Genomic DNA, 15,667 nt, shown 5'->3' with positions numbered 1-15,667 from the left:
GTAGAGGTTAATCCCGCCGCCCGCCGTCGGCGGCGAACCGGGCCTGGAGCGCGGCGTCCCGGGCGAGCACCGACTCGGCGAGGTCGGCCTGGAACCGCGCCACCTCGGCGCGCAGCCGCTCGTCGCCGGCGGCCAGGATCCGGACGGCGAGCAGCCCGGCGTTGCGCCCGCCGCCGATGCTCACCGTGGCGACGGGCACCCCGGCGGGCATCTGCACGATCGACAGCAGGCTGTCGAGGCCGTCGAGCCGGTCCAGCGGCCGGGGGACGCCGATCACCGGCAGCGGGGTGGCCGCGGCCACCATGCCCGGCAGGTGGGCCGCTCCCCCGGCCCCGGCGACGACGACCCGCAGGCCGCGGTCGGCGGCGGTCTCGGCGTACTCGAGCATCCGCCGCGGGGTGCGGTGCGCCGAGACGACGTGCGCCTCCCAGGGCACGGCGAACTCGTCGAGCGCCGTCGCGGCCGGCTCCATGGTCGGCCAGTCGGAGTCGCTGCCCATCACGATGCCGACCAGCGGCTGGGTCACGCGTGCTCCTCCTCGAACGCGAACGCCGGGTCGACGACGCCGTCGGCCAGGTAGCGGGCGGCGGCCACGGCGCGGGCGCGGACCTCCTCGAGGTCCCCGCCCAGCGCGGTGACGTGGCCGAGCTTGCGGCCGGGGCGCTGCCCCTTGCCGTACCAGTGCAGCTTGACGTCGGGCCAGTGGGCCATGAGGTGGTGCACGCGCTCGTCGAGCCCCGGCCCGGTCCAGCCGTCGGCCGCGGCCGCACCGCCCAGCACGTTGGCCATCACCACCGCCGGCGCCGTCATCGCCGTCGACCCCAGCGGGTAGTCGAGGACGGCGCGCAGGTGCTGCTCGAACTGGCTGGTGCGGGCGCCCTCGATGGTCCAGTGCCCGGAGTTGTGCGGCCGCATCGCCAGCTCGTTGACCAGCACGCCGTCGGCGGTCTCGAACAGCTCGACCGCCAGCAGGCCGACCACGCCGAGCCGCTCGGCGATCCGGACGGCGAGCTCCTGGGCGGCGGTCGCGCGGGCGTCGTCCAGCCCCGGCGCGGGGGCGAGCACCTCGTGGCAGACGCCGTCGCGCTGCACCGTCTCCACGACCGGCCAGACGGCCACCTGGCCGAACGGCGAGCGGGCCACCTGCACGGCGAGCTCGCGGACCATCGGCACGCGCTCCTCGGCCAGCAGCGTCCCGTGCCGCTCGAGCAGCGCGGTGGCCTCGGCGGCGTCGTGCACCACGAAGACGCCCTTGCCGTCGTACCCGCCGCGCGGGGTCTTGAGGACGACGGGCCAGCCGGTGGCCCCGGCGAAGTCGGCGACGCCGACCGGGGTGCGCACCTCGGCCCAGGCCGGCTGCGGCTCGCCGGCCTCGGCCAGCGCGCGGCGCAGCACGAGCTTGTCCTGGGCGTGCACCAGCGCCCCGGGACCGGGCGCCACGCGGTGGCCGGCCTCTTCCAGGGCGCGCAGGTGCTCGGTCGGGACGTGCTCGTGGTCGAACGTGACGACGGTGGCGCCGTCGGCGAGCGCGGTGAGCGCGGCGAGGTCGCGGTGGTCGCCCAGCCGCACGTCGGCGGCGACGAGCGCGGCGGACTCGTCGGGCCCGGTGGAGAGCACGCGCAGGGACTGGCCGAGGGCGATCGCGGCCTGGTGGGTCATGCGGGCGAGCTGCCCGCCGCCGACCATGGCCACCACGGGCAGACCGGTGCGGGGATCGAGCGGGGCGGCCATGGCGCGGTCAGGGTACCGGGCACCCGGATCTCCCTACACTGGCCGGGTGGCCTCCCCCCGGCTGACCAGCCGCCTGCGCGACACCTGGCGGCTGCTGCTCAAGGAGCTCAGCGCCTTCGGGGTGGTCGGGGCCTGCTGCTTCGTGCTCGACCTCGCCCTGTTCCAGGTCTGCTACGCCCACCTCGGCGTCGACGCGGTGACCGCCAAGCTGGTCAGCACCGTCGTGTCCACCACGGCGGCCTACTTCGGGCACCGCCACTGGTCGTTCTCCCACCGGGCCCGCACGGGGCTGCGCCGGGAGTACTCCCTCTTCGTCGCGGTCAACGCGGTGACCCTGCTGCTGGGCCTGGCGGTCGTCTGGACCGTGCGCTACCCGCTGGGCCAGGAGAGCGCCTGGGTGCTGCAGCTGGCCAACCTGGCCTCGATCGGGCTGGGCACGGTCGTCCGCTACCTCAGCTACCGCCGCTGGGTGTTCGTCGCGCACGACCACCCCGCCGCCGCGGTGCGGCTCGACGAGCCCTCGCCGGCGCGCCCGGCCGCCTGACGCCTCCCGGCGGCGCTCAGCGCGCGGGCTGGCGGCTCTTCTCCGGCTCGGCCGGCACCGGCCGGGGCGCGGGCCGGCCCGGTCGCCGCGCGGCGGACGGCGCCGCCGACTCGTGCCGGGCCGGGGGCCGCCCGGCCGCCACCGGCTCCTCCGGGTGCGCGGCGGTCGGCGACGGGTCGGGCGCCCGGCGCAGGCGCAGCAGCCGCGCGCCCTCCGCGACGGCCACGACGCCGAAGGCCAGCAGGAGCGTGTGCGCGGGGAACAGGTAGCGCGGCTGGTCGGCGTCGTAGTCGGCCGCGTCGACCACGGTGAGCAGGCCGAGCCGCGTCGCCACGCCGACGGCCAGCGCGACCGCCAGCAGGGCCAGCGGCCCGGCGGCCCGGCGCCCCCGCCGGGTGGCGAGCTGCCAGGCGAGCAGCGCCGCCCCGAGCCCGGCGAGCAGCGGCACCAGCACCGTGTAGACGGCGCCCAGCGCCCGGTACTGCCACACGACCTCGTCGAAGCGGGCCTGCTGCTCCGCCGCGGCGGCCTCGGTGGCCGGCGTCGCGGGGGCGACCGCGACGAACTCCTGCCGCCACGGTCCGGGCACCTCGGGGACGGCGGTGACCTGGTCGTAGAGGTCGCGGGAGGTGACCAGGGCGCCGGTGACCCGCAGCAGGGAGTCGGTGAAGCTGCCCGGGGTCAGCCGGCCCACCGAGGCGAACGACGAGGGCAGCTCCGCGCGGCAGCTGAGCCGCCCGCTCGCGCAGGCCCCCTCGATCTCGGCGGCGAGCCGGGCGAAGTACGCCTGGGCCTGCGGGGCCGAGGCGAACGCCCCGGCGTCGGCGGTGCGGTGCGCAGCGCCCACGGCATCCAGCCGCCGGCGTAGTCGCAGTCGGGCGGCGTGGTGCAGCCGAAGACCCGCCAGCCGTTGGCGGGGTCCTCCAGGCTCGGGGCGAGCAGCCGGGCGGCGGGGCTGACCTCGTACACGGCCTCCCGCTGCGCCTCGCTGATCGGGACCCGGTCGGGGACCGGGCCGGCGTCGACGCGCTGCCACTGGGCGTAGGCGTCGAGGAACGAGCCCTGCGCCCAGTCCGTGGTCACGCCGACGCCGTAGGCCCGCTCGTTGCGGTCGGTGACGAGCACGACGGGGCCGGCGGCGGCCAGGCCCAGCACCAGCGCGGCCGGCAGCGCGCGGGCGAGGGCCCGCAGCAGCCGGCGGCCGGACGGCAGGCCGCCGGCCCGGCGCCGGCGCAGCAGCCGGAGCACCGGCGCGGCCAGCAGGGCCGCGGCCGCCGTGGGCAGGACCGTGACGCCCTCCTCCCGGGTGAGCAGGTAGGCGGCCAGGGACAGCCCGGCCACCAGCGCGCTCACGGCGGGCCAGAGGACCGACCGGCGGTGGGCCAGCAGGTACCCGGTGAGGAACAGCGAGGCCACCACGAGCACCGTGACCGAGGCGAAGAGCGGGTCGCGGAGGAAGTCCGCGCCGCCCCGGCTGAGGAAGATCGGGTCGAAGGCGAGGACGACGAAGGCCGCCAGGGCCCACCACGGCCGCCGGGCCACCACCAGCACGCACACCGCCGTCAGCAGCGCGGCGGCGAGCGCGACGAGCTGCTCGGCGTCCTTGAGCCCGATGCCGAGCCGCACCGTCGCGGCGATGAACAGCGGGTAGCCCGGGGCCTTGGCCAGCGTGGTGTCGTCGAACGCCCCGAGCCAGTCCCCCTCGGCGATGCTGCGGGCCTGCCGGACGTAGAGCAGGCCGTCGTAGGCGGAGAGGTTGAAGGGGCTGGGCACGCGCCGGCGCAGCAGCACCGTGACCACCGAGACCACGACGACGACCACCGCGGCCGCCGGGTAGGCCACGGCCGGCCGGTGGAGGGCGGCGCGCAGGTGCGCCCACCGGTGCTCCCGGTGAGCCGGCGCTGCGTTCGTGGTCATCGTGCTCCCGTGCTCGGGGCCGCCGGCGTTCGTGCGGGCGTCGAGGACCGGCCCGGGGACGGGCCCGGCACCGGGACGAGCGGCCCTCACCGTGCGCAGGCCTGTCATCACGGATGGTACGGCCGCCGGCGGGTCGCCGACCGGGTCCGTGAGGTGGGTGGGGTCAGGCGGACAGCCGTGACCCGTTCCGCCCGGTGACCACCTCGATGCGGGTCGGGATGCGGGTGCGCAGCTCCTCGACGTGGCTGATCACGCCGACGGTGCGCCCGCCGCGGCGCAGCTCGTCCAGGACCGTCATGACCGCGTCGAGCGCCTGCGCGTCCAGGGTGCCGAAGCCCTCGTCGACGAAGAGGGTGTCGATCTGCACGCCGCCCGTCTCGGCGGTGACGACGTCGGCCAGCCCCAGCGCCAGGGCGAGGGAGGCCATGAAGCTCTCGCCGCCGGAGAGGGTCTTGGTCGGCCGCCGCGTGCCGGTGTACTCGTCGAGCACGTCCAGGCCGAGCCCGCCCCGGGCGCCGTGGCGGCCCTGCGCGTCGCTGTGCACGAACGTGTACCGCCCGCCGGACATGTCCGAGAGCCGCCGGCTGGCGACGTCGGCGACCTGCTCGAGCCGCGCGGCGAGCACGAAGGACTGCAGCCGCATCCGCTTGGTGTTGGCCCCGCGGCCGGCGACCACCTCGGCCAGGGCGCTCACCTGCTCCCACCGGTGCCGGCGCTCGTCGAGGCGGACCTCGGCGGTGACCACCTCGCCGGCGAGGTCGTGCAGGTCCCCGGCGCACCGCCGGGCGCGCTCGGCAGCGCTGACCGCCCGTTCCCGCTCCGCCGCGGCGCGCGCCCGCCGCTGCTCGGCCGCCGCGACGTCGGGCCGCTCGCCGAGGTCGGCCAGCTCGGGGTCGGCCAGGATCCGCTCCACCGCCGCCCGGGCACGGTCGTGCTCCTCGATCCGGCGCTCCAGGACCGCCAGCTCGCCCGGGTCCAGCAGCGCCTGCGCGGCGGCGGGCACGTCGGCGAAGCCGGCCTCGCCGGCCCGCTGCGCGGCCGCCTCCCGGGCCCGTTCCCCCTCCGTCCGCGCGCGGAGCTCCTCGGCCTCCGCGGCCAGCAGCGCCTCGCAGGTCTCGGCCGCCGTCGCGCACCGCCGGGCGCGGGTGGCCAGGTCGGGATCGCTGCCGCGCGCGGCGTCCAGGGTCGCCACGAGCTCGGCGTGGACGGCCTGCCGCGCCGCCCGCTCGGCGGTGCGCGACCGGAGCTGGTCGCGGTCGGCGGCCCACCGGGCGAGCTCGGCCTCGGACGTGGCCGTGAGCCGGTCGAGGCTGCGCGCCAGCGCCTCGGCGTCGCGGGCTCCCGCCGCCGTGCGCTCGACCTGCTCGCGCTCGGCGGCGACCGCGCCCACGAGCTCGGGCACGGTCCGCGCCGCCGCGCGCTCGCGGAGCACGGCGAGCTCCCGCTCGAGGTCCTCGACCGCGCGCCGGCGCGCGGCGGCCCGCTCCGCGGCCGCGTCGGCGCCGGCGCGGGCCTCCTCCTCGGCCTCGGCGGAGACCGGCGTCGCCGTCGGCTCGGCCGGCCGCGGGTGCTCCCGCGCACCGCAGACCGGGCAGTCCTCGCCGTCGACCAGCCCGGCGGCCAGCTCGGCGGCCATGCCGTCGAGGCGGCGGGTGCGCACGTCGAGCAGCCGCTCGCGGGCGGCGAGCTCCTCCTCGCGGGCCGCCTGCGCGTCCCGCCGCGCCCTCTCCAGCGTGGCCGTCACGCGCTCGGCGGCGCGCGCGGCGGCGAGCGCGGCCTCGGTCGTCCCGAGCGCCGCGCGCTCGGCCGGCAGCCGGGCGGCTGCCTCGCGCGCGGCCTCGAGGTGGTCCCGGGCGGCCGCCAGCCGGGCGGGCCACGCCTCGGCCGCGGCCGCGCCCTCGGCGCAGCGGCGCTCCAGCGCGGCCACCGAGCGGTCGAGCAGCTCGAGCTCCCGGGCCAGGGCGTCGGCGCGCTCGGCCTCGGGCGCGAGCCGGCGCGCCTCGGCGGCCTCGGCCCACAGGTCCCGGACGACGAGCGCGTCCGCGGCCCGGCCGTCGCCGATCGCGGCCCACGCGGCGCGGGCGGCCGCCAGCCGGTCGGCGGCCGACGTGGCGGCCGCGGTCGCCCGGTCGGCCGCCCGCAGCACGTCGCGCAGCGCCTCGGCCCGGCGCCCGGCGTCGCGGCGGGCCCGTGCCGGCACCAGCCGCGCCTCGGCGGCGACGAGGCGGTCGAGCTCGGCGCGGGCGTTCGCCCGCCGGTCGTGCCGGGCGGCCCGCGCCCGCGCGTCGGCGAGCTCGGCGTCGGCCCGCGCGAGCTGCTCGGCCGCGGCGTCGGCCGCGGCCGCCGCCGCCGCGAGGTCGTCCCGGGCGCGGCCGCGCACCGTCTGCAGCCACGCGCCGACCCGGGCCGCCGGGTCGGCGCCGACGAGCTCGGGCGCAAGGGACTCCGGGACGGTGGCCTCGGCGATCTGCGCCACCCGGGCCAGCAGGGTGCTCACGTGCAGCCGCTGGGTGCGCAGGGCCTCCTCCGCGGCGCGCCGCTCCTCGGCCAGCCACTGCTCGGCGCGGCCGTAGCGGCCGACGTCGAACAGCGTGCTCAGCAGGCGGGCCCGCTCCTCCGGCTCGGCGCGGAGGAAGCGGGCGAAGTCGCCCTGCGGCAGCAGCACCACCTGGCAGAACTGCTCCGCGGTCAGCCCGAGGCGGGTGGCGAGGTACTCGGAGCCCTCGTCGATGCGCGTGCTCACCGGCTCCCACGTGCCGCCGTCCCAGCGCTGCACGGTCAGCCGGGCGGGCTCGACGGTCAGCCCGGTCCCGCGCTTCTTCGGCCGGGCCTGCTCCGGGCGGCGGAGCACCCGCAGCCGCTGCCCGGCGAGGGTCAGCTCGCAGCCGACCTCCGTGCGCACCTCGGCGGCGGCGTGGTCGCTGCGCAGCCGCTTCTCGTGGCCTCGGGGCCCGGGCACGGTGCCGTAGAGGGCGTAGACCACCGCGTCGAGCAGGGTCGTCTTCCCGGCGCCGGTGGGCCCCCAGAGCAGGAACAGCCCGTCGCCGGCGACCTCGTCGAGGTCGAGGGTGACCGTGCCGGCGAACGGCCCGAACGCGGTGAGGGTCAGCGAGTGCAGCCTCACCCGGCCGCTCCCTCGGCGGCCGCGGCGGCCAGCGCCCGGTCGACCAGCCGCTGCTCGGCCGGGCTGGCCGTCGCGCCGCGGACGTGGCCCAGGAACTCGTCGACGACCTCGCGGTCGCTGCGCCCGCGCAGCCGCTCGCGGTAGCTGCGCCCGTCGGGCGTGCCGGTCTCGGCGACCCACTCGAGGTGGACGCAGTGCGGGAAGCGGGTGCGCAGCCGGCGCATGGGGTCGGCCGGCCGGACCGGGTCGGTCAGCCGGACCGAGACGAAGTGCTCCTCGACCGCGGCGTGCCCGGGATCGGCGAGCAGCTCCTCGAGCTGGCCGGTGAGCACCGTGAGGGAGCGCGGCGTGGGCACCGGGACGGCGCGGACGTCGGCGAGCCCGCCGGCGTCGAGGTCGACCAGCCAGACCTGCTTCTGCTGGCCGGCCTCGCCGAAGGAGTAGGCCAGCGGCGAGCCGCTGTAGCGCAGCCGCGGCGTGAGGGTCTGCGGCCGGTGCAGGTGCCCCAGGGCCACGTAGTCCACGCCGTCGAAGACCGCGGCCGGCACCTGGTCGACGCCGCCGACGCAGATGTCGCGCTCGCTCTCGCTGGCGACACCGCCGCCGACGAAGGCGTGCGCCAGGACGACGGACCGGGTGCCGGGGCGCAGGAACAGGTCGGCGCGGACCCGGTCCATGGCGGCCGCCATGACCGCCTCGTGGCTGCGCCCGAGCGCCTCCCCGCCGCCCAGCTGGTAGCGGGCCAGCTCCGGCTCGAGGTAGGGCAGCCCGTAGACGGCGACGTCGCCGTGCGCGTCGGAGAGCAGCACCGGCTCGTCGAGCGTGCCGACCTCGACGCGGACGTGGACGCCGGACACCGCGAACAGGCCGGCCCCGAAGCCCAGGCGGCGCGCCGAGTCGTGGTTGCCCGGCGTGAGGACCACCGCGGCGCCGGCCGCGCGCAGCCGGGTGAGCACGCGGTCGAGCACCGCCGTGGCGTCGGCGGAGGGCACCGCGCGGTCGTACACGTCGCCGGCCACGAGGACGACGTCGACCGCCTCGGCGGCGACGACGTCGGCCAGCGCACCCAGCACCGCCTCCTGCTCGGCGAGCAGCTCGGTGCCGTGCAGGGACCGCCCGACGTGCCAGTCGGAGGTGTGCAGCAGACGCATGGGGACGAAGCTAGAGCGCTCGGCCGACACTTCGCCGCGCGCGGGGGGTCCGCCGTCCCACGCGGCCCACCCGTCTCAGACGTACGGGTGCTGCTCCCCGCGGATGTAGCCGGCGTTCTCCTGCGCGCGGCGGTCGGCGTCCTCCTCGATCATGTGGTTGAGCAGCTGCTGGACGCCGTCGCTGCCGGGGATGGCCCTGAGCACGGTGGCGCCGCTGTCGCCGGCCGACTCGATGGTGAGGGTGCCGGAGTTGATCACCCGGTCCCACAGGCTCTGCCGGTAGGAGACGTCGGTGATCCGCGACAGGCCGATGTCGCGGCCGTGCCGCGACAGGATGCCCACGCGGAACAGCAGCCGGTGCGTCGTGATCACGTAGTGCGTCGTCCGCCAGCGCAGCAGCGGGACGAGGACCAGGACGAGCAGCAGCACCAGCGCGGCGCCCACGACGACCAGGCGCCACACCCCCTGCTGCCGCCCCTCGGGGACGAGCGCGGCGCCGAACGAGGCGGCGCCGACGATCAGCAGGAACCAGACGACGGGCCAGAAGACCGTCAGCCAGTGCGGGTGCAGGTGGCGGACCACCTCTTCGTCGTCGGCGAGGAGCTTGTCGGGGTACGGCACGGCGCAAGGATGACGGACGGATGCGGCCCCGTCGGGCTCCGCGTCGCGGTGTCGTGACGAGTGGGGAGCCGGAGGCTCTCCGCGACGAGCGCCGGACCGGCTCAGCGCGACCGGGGCGCGGCACCTGGCCGCGGTGTCGCGAGGAGCGGGGGCCCGCAGGGCTCCCCGACGAGCGACGGACCGGCTCAGCGCGACCGGGGCACGGCACCTGGCCGCGGTGTCGCGAGGAGCGGGGGCCCGCAGGGCTCCCCGACGAGCGACGGACCGGCTCAGCGCGACCGGGGCACGGCACCTGGCCGCGGTGTCGGCCGGTAGGCCGACCATGTCACCGTCACCGTCACCGTCGCCGCACGTGCTGCACGTCCCCCGACGCCAGCTCGACGGTGCCGCCCGGGGTGGCGACGACGAGGCGGCCGTCCCAGTCGACCGCCTGCGCGACGCCCTCGAGCACCGAGCCGTCGGGCAGGGTGACGGCCACGTCGGTGCCGACCGTGGAGGACCAGGCCAGGTAGTCGCGGGCCAGCCCGGAGGCCACCGGGTCGCCGAGCCCCTCGACCCACGCGGTGTAGCGCCGTTCGAAGGCCCGCAGGTAGGCCAGCAGCACCGGCCCCCGGTCGACCGGGGCGCCGGTGACCACCGACAGCGAGGTGCCGGTGTCCGGCAGCTCGGCGGTGTGGGTGTTCACGTTGAGCCCCGCGCCGACGACGACCGCGCCGGACGCGGCCTCCGCCAGGATGCCGGCCAGCTTGCGGCCGTCGAGGGCGAGCAGGTCGTTGGGCCACTTCAGCGACGCGCGGACGCCGGTCACCCCGCCCACGGCCTCGGCCAGGGCCACGCCGGTGAGCAGCGGCAGCCAGGCCCGCCGGGCGGCCGGCACGTCGGGGCGCACGAGCACCGAGACGGTCAGCCCGGCGCGGGGCGGGGACACCCAGGTGCGGTCCAGCCGGCCGCGGCCGGCCTCCTGGTGCTCGGCGACGAGCACCAGTCCCCCGGGAGCGCCGTCGGCGGCGCGGGCGAGCAGGGCGGCGTTGGTCGAGCCGATGCTCTCGACCACCTCCAGCGCCGTCCACAGCCGGCTGTCGCGGGTGAGCGCGGCCGACAGCGCGGGCCCGTCGAGCCCCGGCCGGTCCAGGTCCGACCAGCGGGAGGAGGGCGCATCGGGCACGTCACCTACGCTACGGCGCGTCCGAGCCTGACGAGGAGAGCCCGTGAGCGCCGAACTGCAGGACGCCGGGGACGCCGTCCCCGCCGACGTCGACATCCACACCACGGCCGGCAAGCTCGCCGACTTCGAACGCCGGGTGCAGGAGGCGACCCACGCCGGCTCGGCGCGGGCGGTGGAGAAGCAGCACGCCGCCGGCAAGATGACCGCCCGCGAGCGGATCGAGGCGCTGCTCGACCCGGGGTCGTTCACCGAGTTCGACGAGTTCGCCCGGCACCGCTCCACCAACTTCGGCCTGGAGTCCCGCCGGCCGTTCGGCGACGGCGTCGTCACCGGCTACGGCACGGTCGACGGCCGGCCGGTGGCGATCTTCTCCCAGGACGTCACCGTGTTCGGCGGCAGCCTCGGCGAGGTGTACGGCGAGAAGATCGTCAAGGTGCTCGACTTCGCCGTGACCAACGGCTGCCCGGTCATCGGCATCAACGAGGGCGGCGGCGCGCGGATCCAGGAGGGCGTGGTCTCCCTCGGCCTCTACGGGGAGATCTTCCGCCGCAACGTGCACGCCTCCGGCGTCATCCCGCAGATCTCGCTGATCATGGGCGCCGCCGCCGGGGGGCACGTCTACTCCCCCGCGCTCACCGACTTCACGGTGATGGTGGACAAGACCAGCCAGATGTTCATCACCGGCCCCGACGTGGTGAAGACGGTGACCGGCGAGGACGTCACCCTCGAGGAGCTCGGCGGCGCCCGCACCCACAACACCAAGTCCGGCGTCGCGCACTACCTCGCCGAGGACGAGACCGACGCCCTCGACTACGTCAAGGCGCTGCTGTCGTACCTGCCGAGCAACAACCTCGACCCGCTGCCGGCGGTCGAGGTGGCGCCGGTCGACACCGTGCTGCCCGACGCGCTCACCGACTCCGACCTCGAGCTCGACACCTTCGTGCCCGACTCCGCCAACAGCCCGTACGACATGCACACCGTGATCGGGCACGTCCTCGACGACGGCGAGTTCCTCGAGGTGCAGGAGCTGTGGGCGCCGAACATCCTGGTCGGCTTCGGCCGGGTCGAGGGCCGGCCGGTCGGCGTCGTGGCCAACCAGCCGACCCAGTTCGCCGGCACGCTGGACATCGACGCCAGCGAGAAGGCCGCGCGGTTCGTGCGCACCTGCGACGCGTTCAACGTCCCCGTGCTCACCTTCGTCGACGTGCCCGGCTTCCTGCCCGGCACCTCGCAGGAGTGGGAGGGGATCATCCGCCGCGGCGCCAAGCTCATCTACGCCTACGCCGAGGCGACGGTCCCGAAGATCACGGTGATCACCCGCAAGGCCTACGGCGGCGCCTACGACGTCATGGGGTCCAAGCACCTCGGCGCCGACCTCAACCTGGCCTGGCCGACGGCGCAGATCGCCGTCATGGGCGCCCAGGGCGCCGTCGGCATCCTCTACCGCAAGGAGATCGCCGCGGCCGCGGACCCCGAGGCGCGGCGGGCCGAGCTGATCGGCGAGTACGAGGACGCGCTGCTCTCCCCGTACATCGCGGCCGACCGCGGGTACGTCGACGCGGTGATCCCGCCCTCGCACACCCGCGTCCAGGTCACCAAGGCGCTGCGCGTGCTGGCCAACAAGCGCCAGTCGCTGCCCGCCAAGAAGCACGGGAACATCCCGCTGTGACGAGGACGCCGTCGTCGTCCGGACGACACCGCCACCACGTGCCGTCGCCGACCGCTCCGGGCGACGCAGCCGGGAGCGCTCGGTGACGGACGCCCCCTTGCTGCGTGTCGTGAAGGGCGAGCCCACCGCCGAGGAGCTGGCCGCGCTGACCGTCGTCGTCGCCGCGCTGTCGCAGGCCCGCCCCCGCAGGCGCCCTGTGCCGGTCGGCGCCTGGGGCTCCTACGCCGACGCCCACCGCGCCCCGCTCCGCCCGGGCCCGGGCGGGTGGCGCGCGTCGGGGAGGTTCTCGTGAGCGAGGTGCGCCGGCTCGTCCTGGGCAGCGCCTCGCCGGCCCGGCTGAACCTCCTCCGGCAGGCGGGGCTCGCTCCCGAGGTGGTGATCAGCAACCTCGACGAGTCCACCGTGCAGGCGCCGCGGGTCGCCGAGCGGGTCTCGCTGCTGGCCGCGGCCAAGGCCCGGGTGGTGGCCGAGCAGGAGACCGACGCCCTGGTCATCGGCGCCGACTCGCTGCTGGAGTTCCGCGGCGCGGCGTACGGCAAGCCGGCCGACGTGCACGAGGCGCGCGACCGCTGGCAGCGGATGGGCGGGCACAGCGGTGTCCTGCACACCGGTCAGGCGCTCTTCGACGTCCGGGACGGCGCCGTCGTCAGCCGCGACGTCGCCGTCGTCTCGACCGTCGTCCACTTCGCCTCCATCACCCCCGAGGAGCTCGAGGCGTACCTGGCCACCGGCGAGCCGCTCGCGGTCGCCGGCGCGTTCACGCTGGACGGCCTCGGCGCGCCGTTCGTCCGGCGGGTGGACGGCGACCCGGCGGCCGTGGTCGGCCTGTCCCTGGCCGCCCTGCGCAACCAGCTCGCCAAGCGCGGCGTGACCCTCACCGACCTCTGGCGACGCTGAGCCGGGCAACCCCGCCGGCGCCTCGGCGCCGGCGGCGTGGGGCTAGCATCCGACCGGTGTTGGCCGCGCACCGCTTCCTCCTGCTCCGGACGCCGAAGCTGTACTTCCACCTGCGCAACCTCGGTCGGAGGGTCGTCGGCACCCGGCGGCACCAGCGCGCCCTGTTCGGCGGCCTGCTGGACCCCGGCGACCTCGTGATCGACGTCGGCGCGAACATCGGCGAGTTCACCGGCGCCTTCCGCGACGTCGGCGCCCGGGTGCTCGCGGTCGAGCCCCAGCCGCGCCTGGCGCGGCACCTGCGGCGGCGGTTCCGCGACGACGGCGACGTGACGGTGGTGGAGACCGCGCTGTCCGACCACACCGGCGAGGCGACCCTCTACTGCACCACCGCCGACGCCCTGGCCACCCTCGAGGAGGACCGGGCGGCCGGCGAGACCGGCCCCGGCGCCGAGCTGGAGTGGGGCGACACGATCACCGTCCCGCTGCGCACGCTCGACGAGCTGATCGCCGAGCACGGCCGCCCGGCGCTGGTCAAGATCGACGTGGAGGGTCACGAGCCCGGCGTCGTCCGCGGCCTCACGGCGGCCCGCCCGTCGGTCTTCTTCGAGGTCAACCGGCCCGGCGTCCACGACGTCCTCGACACCCTGCAGGCCCGGGGCTACACCGACTTCTTCCTCCGCCCCGGCGAGCGGCCCGAGTGGCTGACCCGGCAGCCGCTGACCGCCGCCGAGGTGCACGACCGGGTCGAGGCCACGCCCACCGACTGGGACTGCCTCGCGGTCTCGCCCGAGCCCGGGGCGCGCCGGCCCGCCTGAGGCCCGCGGGCCGCCTGCGGGCGTCCCCGCGGTGGCTGGTTACAGTCCGGTCGGCCCACTCGGAGGAGGAGACGCCCCGTGCAGAAGGTCCTGATCGCCAACCGTGGCGAGATCGCCGTGCGGGTGGCCCGGGCGTGCAAGGACGCCGGCCTGACCAGCGTCGCCGTGTACGCCGAGCCCGACCGGGACGCCCTGCACGTCCGCGTCGCCGACGAGGCGTTCGCCCTCGGCGGGACGACGCCGGGCGACTCCTACCTGGTGATCGACAAGATCATCGACGCCGCGAAGCGGTCGGGCGCCGACGCCGTCCACCCCGGCTACGGCTTCCTCTCCGAGAACGCCGGCTTCGCGCAGGCGGTCCTCGACGCCGGGCTGACCTGGATCGGCCCCTCCCCCGAGGCGATCATCGCCCTGGGCGACAAGGTGCAGGCCCGGCACATCGCGATGAAGGCCGGCGCCCCGCTGGTGCCGGGCACCAAGGACCCGGTCGGCAGCGCCGACGAGGTGGTCGCCTTCGCCGAGGAGCACGGCCTGCCCGTCGCGATCAAGGCGGCGTTCGGCGGCGGCGGTCGCGGGCTCAAGGTGGCCCGCACCATGGAGGAGATCCCCGAGCTCTACGACTCGGCGGTGCGCGAGGCGGTGTCCGCCTTCGGCCGCGGCGAGTGCTTCGTCGAGCGGTTCCTCGACAAGCCGCGGCACGTCGAGGCGCAGGTGCTCGCCGACACGCACGGCACGGTGGTCGTCGTCGGCACCCGGGACTGCTCGCTGCAGCGGCGCAACCAGAAGCTGGTCGAGGAGGCGCCGGCGCCGTTCCTCACCGACGAGCAGCGGTCGCGGATCCACGAGTCGGCCAAGGCCATCTGCGCGGAGGCCGGCTACCACGGCGCCGGCACGGTGGAGTACCTGGTGGGCGCCGACGGGTCGATCTCCTTCCTCGAGGTGAACACCCGCCTGCAGGTGGAGCACCCGGTCAGCGAGGAGACCGCCGGCGTCGACCTGGTCCGCCAGCAGTTCCGGATCGCCGAGGGCCTGCCGCTGGAGATCCCCGAGGATCCGACGCCGCGCGGGCACAGCATCGAGTTCCGGATCAACGCCGAGGACGCCGGGCGCAACTTCCTGCCCGCGCCCGGCCCGGTGACCCGGCTGGAGATCCCGCAGGGGCCCGGTGTGCGCTGGGACTCCGGGGTCGAGCAGGGCGGCGAGGTCGCCGGCGCGTTCGACTCCATGCTGGCCAAGCTGATCGTCACCGGCGCCACCCGCACCGAGGCGCTGCAGCGCGCCCGGCGGGCCCTGGACGAGCTGGTGGTCGAGGGCATGCCCACGGTCATCCCGTTCCACCGCGCCGTCGTCCGCGACGAGGCGTTCACCGGCGAGCCGTTCACCGTGCACACCCGCTGGATCGAGACCGAGTGGGACAACCAGGTCGAGCCCTACGGCGCCGGCCCGGCCGAGCAGGAGGAGCCGGCGCCGCGGCAGACCGTGGTGGTGGAGGTCGGCGGCCGCCGGCTGGAGGTCTCCCTGCCCGCCGGTCTCGCGGCCGGCGGCGGGGGCGCCGCCGCCGGCGGTGCGCCCGCGAAGCCGCGCCGGCGCGGCTCCGGGCACGGCGGCTCGGGCGCGTCGGGCGACTCCCTCACCTCGCCCATGCAGGGCACGATCGTCAAGGTCGCCGTCGAGGACGGCGCCACGGTGCGCGCCGGCGACCTGGTCGTCGTCCTCGAGGCGATGAAGATGGAGCAGCCGATCACCGCGCACAAGGACGGCGTCGTCTCCGGGCTGGCCGCCGAGGTGGGCGCCACCGTGGCCAGCGGCGCCGTCCTCTGCACGATCGCCGACGCCGGCTGACCCCTCCCGACGACGGACGGGCCGTGCCCCCCAGGGGGCACGGCCCGTCCTCGTTCCGGCGGCGGGGTGGGTCAGCGGGGTGGGCCGGTGGGGATCAGCGACAGCGCGTAGGCCGAGGCCGCGATCGTGTTGCTCGCGGTGCCGCCCAGCGCCAGGTAGTCGTTCCAGGACCGGATCAGCCGCTTCACCCC

Annotated in this window: 14 protein-coding genes; 6 read left to right on the top strand and 8 right to left on the bottom strand. The window is 76.7% G+C overall.

Going from position 1 to position 15,667, the window contains the following annotated elements; all coding sequences use genetic code 11:
- Positions 1 to 7 precede the first annotated feature (7 nt).
- Positions 8 to 526, bottom strand: coding sequence for a 5-(carboxyamino)imidazole ribonucleotide mutase (gene purE / locus ACI78S_RS17810; RefSeq protein WP_456975739.1), 519 nt, complete (start codon positions 524 to 526; stop codon positions 8 to 10).
- Positions 523 to 1,731, bottom strand: a complete 1,209-nt coding sequence (locus ACI78S_RS17805; RefSeq protein WP_456975737.1) for a 5-(carboxyamino)imidazole ribonucleotide synthase — start codon at positions 1,729 to 1,731, stop codon at positions 523 to 525. The genes purE and ACI78S_RS17805 overlap by 4 nt, the downstream gene beginning before the upstream one ends.
- Positions 1,732 to 1,777: 46 nt before the next feature.
- On the opposite strand from ACI78S_RS17805, the gene ACI78S_RS17800 reads away from it, so the two are divergent.
- Entirely contained in the window at positions 1,778 to 2,275 is a 498-nt protein-coding gene (locus ACI78S_RS17800; protein ID WP_456975734.1) for a GtrA family protein, read from the top strand.
- A 16-nt stretch (positions 2,276 to 2,291) separates the two neighbouring features.
- On the opposite strand, the gene ACI78S_RS17795 is transcribed toward ACI78S_RS17800, so the two are convergent.
- The 6 genes from ACI78S_RS17795 to ACI78S_RS17770 all read right to left on the bottom strand — a co-directional run bounded on the left by ACI78S_RS17795 (position 2,292) and on the right by ACI78S_RS17770 (position 10,253).
- Positions 2,292 to 2,969, bottom strand: coding sequence for a hypothetical protein (locus tag ACI78S_RS17795; RefSeq protein WP_456975732.1), 678 nt, complete (start codon positions 2,967 to 2,969; stop codon positions 2,292 to 2,294).
- Positions 2,957 to 4,192, bottom strand: a complete 1,236-nt coding sequence (locus tag ACI78S_RS17790; protein WP_456975730.1) for a hypothetical protein — start codon at positions 4,190 to 4,192, stop codon at positions 2,957 to 2,959. Before ACI78S_RS17790 ends, ACI78S_RS17795 begins: the two co-directional genes overlap by 13 nt.
- Positions 4,193 to 4,355: 163 nt before the next feature.
- Positions 4,356 to 7,316 carry an AAA family ATPase gene (locus ACI78S_RS17785; RefSeq protein ID WP_456975728.1) on the bottom strand — a complete coding sequence of 987 codons (2,961 nt, stop codon included), beginning with the start codon at positions 7,314 to 7,316 and terminating at the stop codon, positions 4,356 to 4,358.
- Positions 7,313 to 8,467 (bottom strand): exonuclease SbcCD subunit D, encoded by a 1,155-nt coding sequence (locus ACI78S_RS17780; protein ID WP_456975726.1) that lies wholly within the window; start codon positions 8,465 to 8,467, stop codon positions 7,313 to 7,315. Before ACI78S_RS17780 ends, ACI78S_RS17785 begins: the two co-directional genes overlap by 4 nt.
- A gap of 75 nt (positions 8,468 to 8,542) precedes the next feature.
- On the bottom strand, positions 8,543 to 9,088 hold the full coding sequence (locus ACI78S_RS17775) for a PH domain-containing protein (RefSeq protein ID WP_456975724.1): 546 nt from the start codon (positions 9,086 to 9,088) through the stop codon (positions 8,543 to 8,545).
- A 337-nt stretch (positions 9,089 to 9,425) separates the two neighbouring features.
- A complete protein-coding gene (locus ACI78S_RS17770; RefSeq protein WP_456975722.1) occupies positions 9,426 to 10,253 on the bottom strand; it encodes a biotin--[acetyl-CoA-carboxylase] ligase in 828 nt (275 codons plus the stop codon).
- A gap of 43 nt (positions 10,254 to 10,296) precedes the next feature.
- On the opposite strand from ACI78S_RS17770, the gene ACI78S_RS17765 reads away from it, so the two are divergent.
- The 5 genes from ACI78S_RS17765 (at position 10,297) to ACI78S_RS17745 (ending at position 15,476) form a co-directional block, all read left to right on the top strand.
- The gene (locus ACI78S_RS17765) at positions 10,297 to 11,922 is read left to right on the top strand and encodes an acyl-CoA carboxylase subunit beta (RefSeq protein ID WP_456975720.1); all 1,626 of its coding nucleotides are present in this window, start codon (positions 10,297 to 10,299) and stop codon (positions 11,920 to 11,922) included.
- Between the two features lie 82 nt (positions 11,923 to 12,004).
- A complete protein-coding gene (locus tag ACI78S_RS17760) occupies positions 12,005 to 12,214 on the top strand; it encodes an acyl-CoA carboxylase subunit epsilon (RefSeq protein WP_456975718.1) in 210 nt (69 codons plus the stop codon).
- Positions 12,211 to 12,819 carry a Maf family protein gene (locus tag ACI78S_RS17755; protein WP_456975716.1) on the top strand — a complete coding sequence of 203 codons (609 nt, stop codon included), beginning with the start codon at positions 12,211 to 12,213 and terminating at the stop codon, positions 12,817 to 12,819. Before ACI78S_RS17760 ends, ACI78S_RS17755 begins: the two co-directional genes overlap by 4 nt.
- Positions 12,820 to 12,875: 56 nt before the next feature.
- Positions 12,876 to 13,634: an FkbM family methyltransferase gene (locus tag ACI78S_RS17750; RefSeq protein ID WP_456975714.1), complete on the top strand. Its 759-nt coding sequence runs from the start codon at positions 12,876 to 12,878 to the stop codon at positions 13,632 to 13,634.
- A 78-nt stretch (positions 13,635 to 13,712) separates the two neighbouring features.
- Positions 13,713 to 15,476: an acetyl/propionyl/methylcrotonyl-CoA carboxylase subunit alpha gene (locus tag ACI78S_RS17745; RefSeq protein ID WP_456975712.1), complete on the top strand. Its 1,764-nt coding sequence runs from the start codon at positions 13,713 to 13,715 to the stop codon at positions 15,474 to 15,476.
- The last annotated feature ends 191 nt before the right edge of the window (positions 15,477 to 15,667 follow it).

It is taken from the genome of Geodermatophilus sp. SYSU D00815 (assembly GCF_054050035.1).
This window is presented reverse-complemented; position numbering and strand designations above follow the sequence as displayed.

Coding starts and splice junctions, on each gene's coding strand:
- ACI78S_RS17805 (WP_456975737.1), bottom strand. CDS start 1,731: ATGGCCGCCCCGCTCGATCCCCGCACCGGTCTGCCCGTGGTGGCCATG.
- ACI78S_RS17780 (WP_456975726.1), bottom strand. CDS start 8,467: ATGCGTCTGCTGCACACCTCCGACTGGCACGTCGGGCGGTCCCTGCAC.
- ACI78S_RS17790 (WP_456975730.1), bottom strand. CDS start 4,192: ATGACCACGAACGCAGCGCCGGCTCACCGGGAGCACCGGTGGGCGCAC.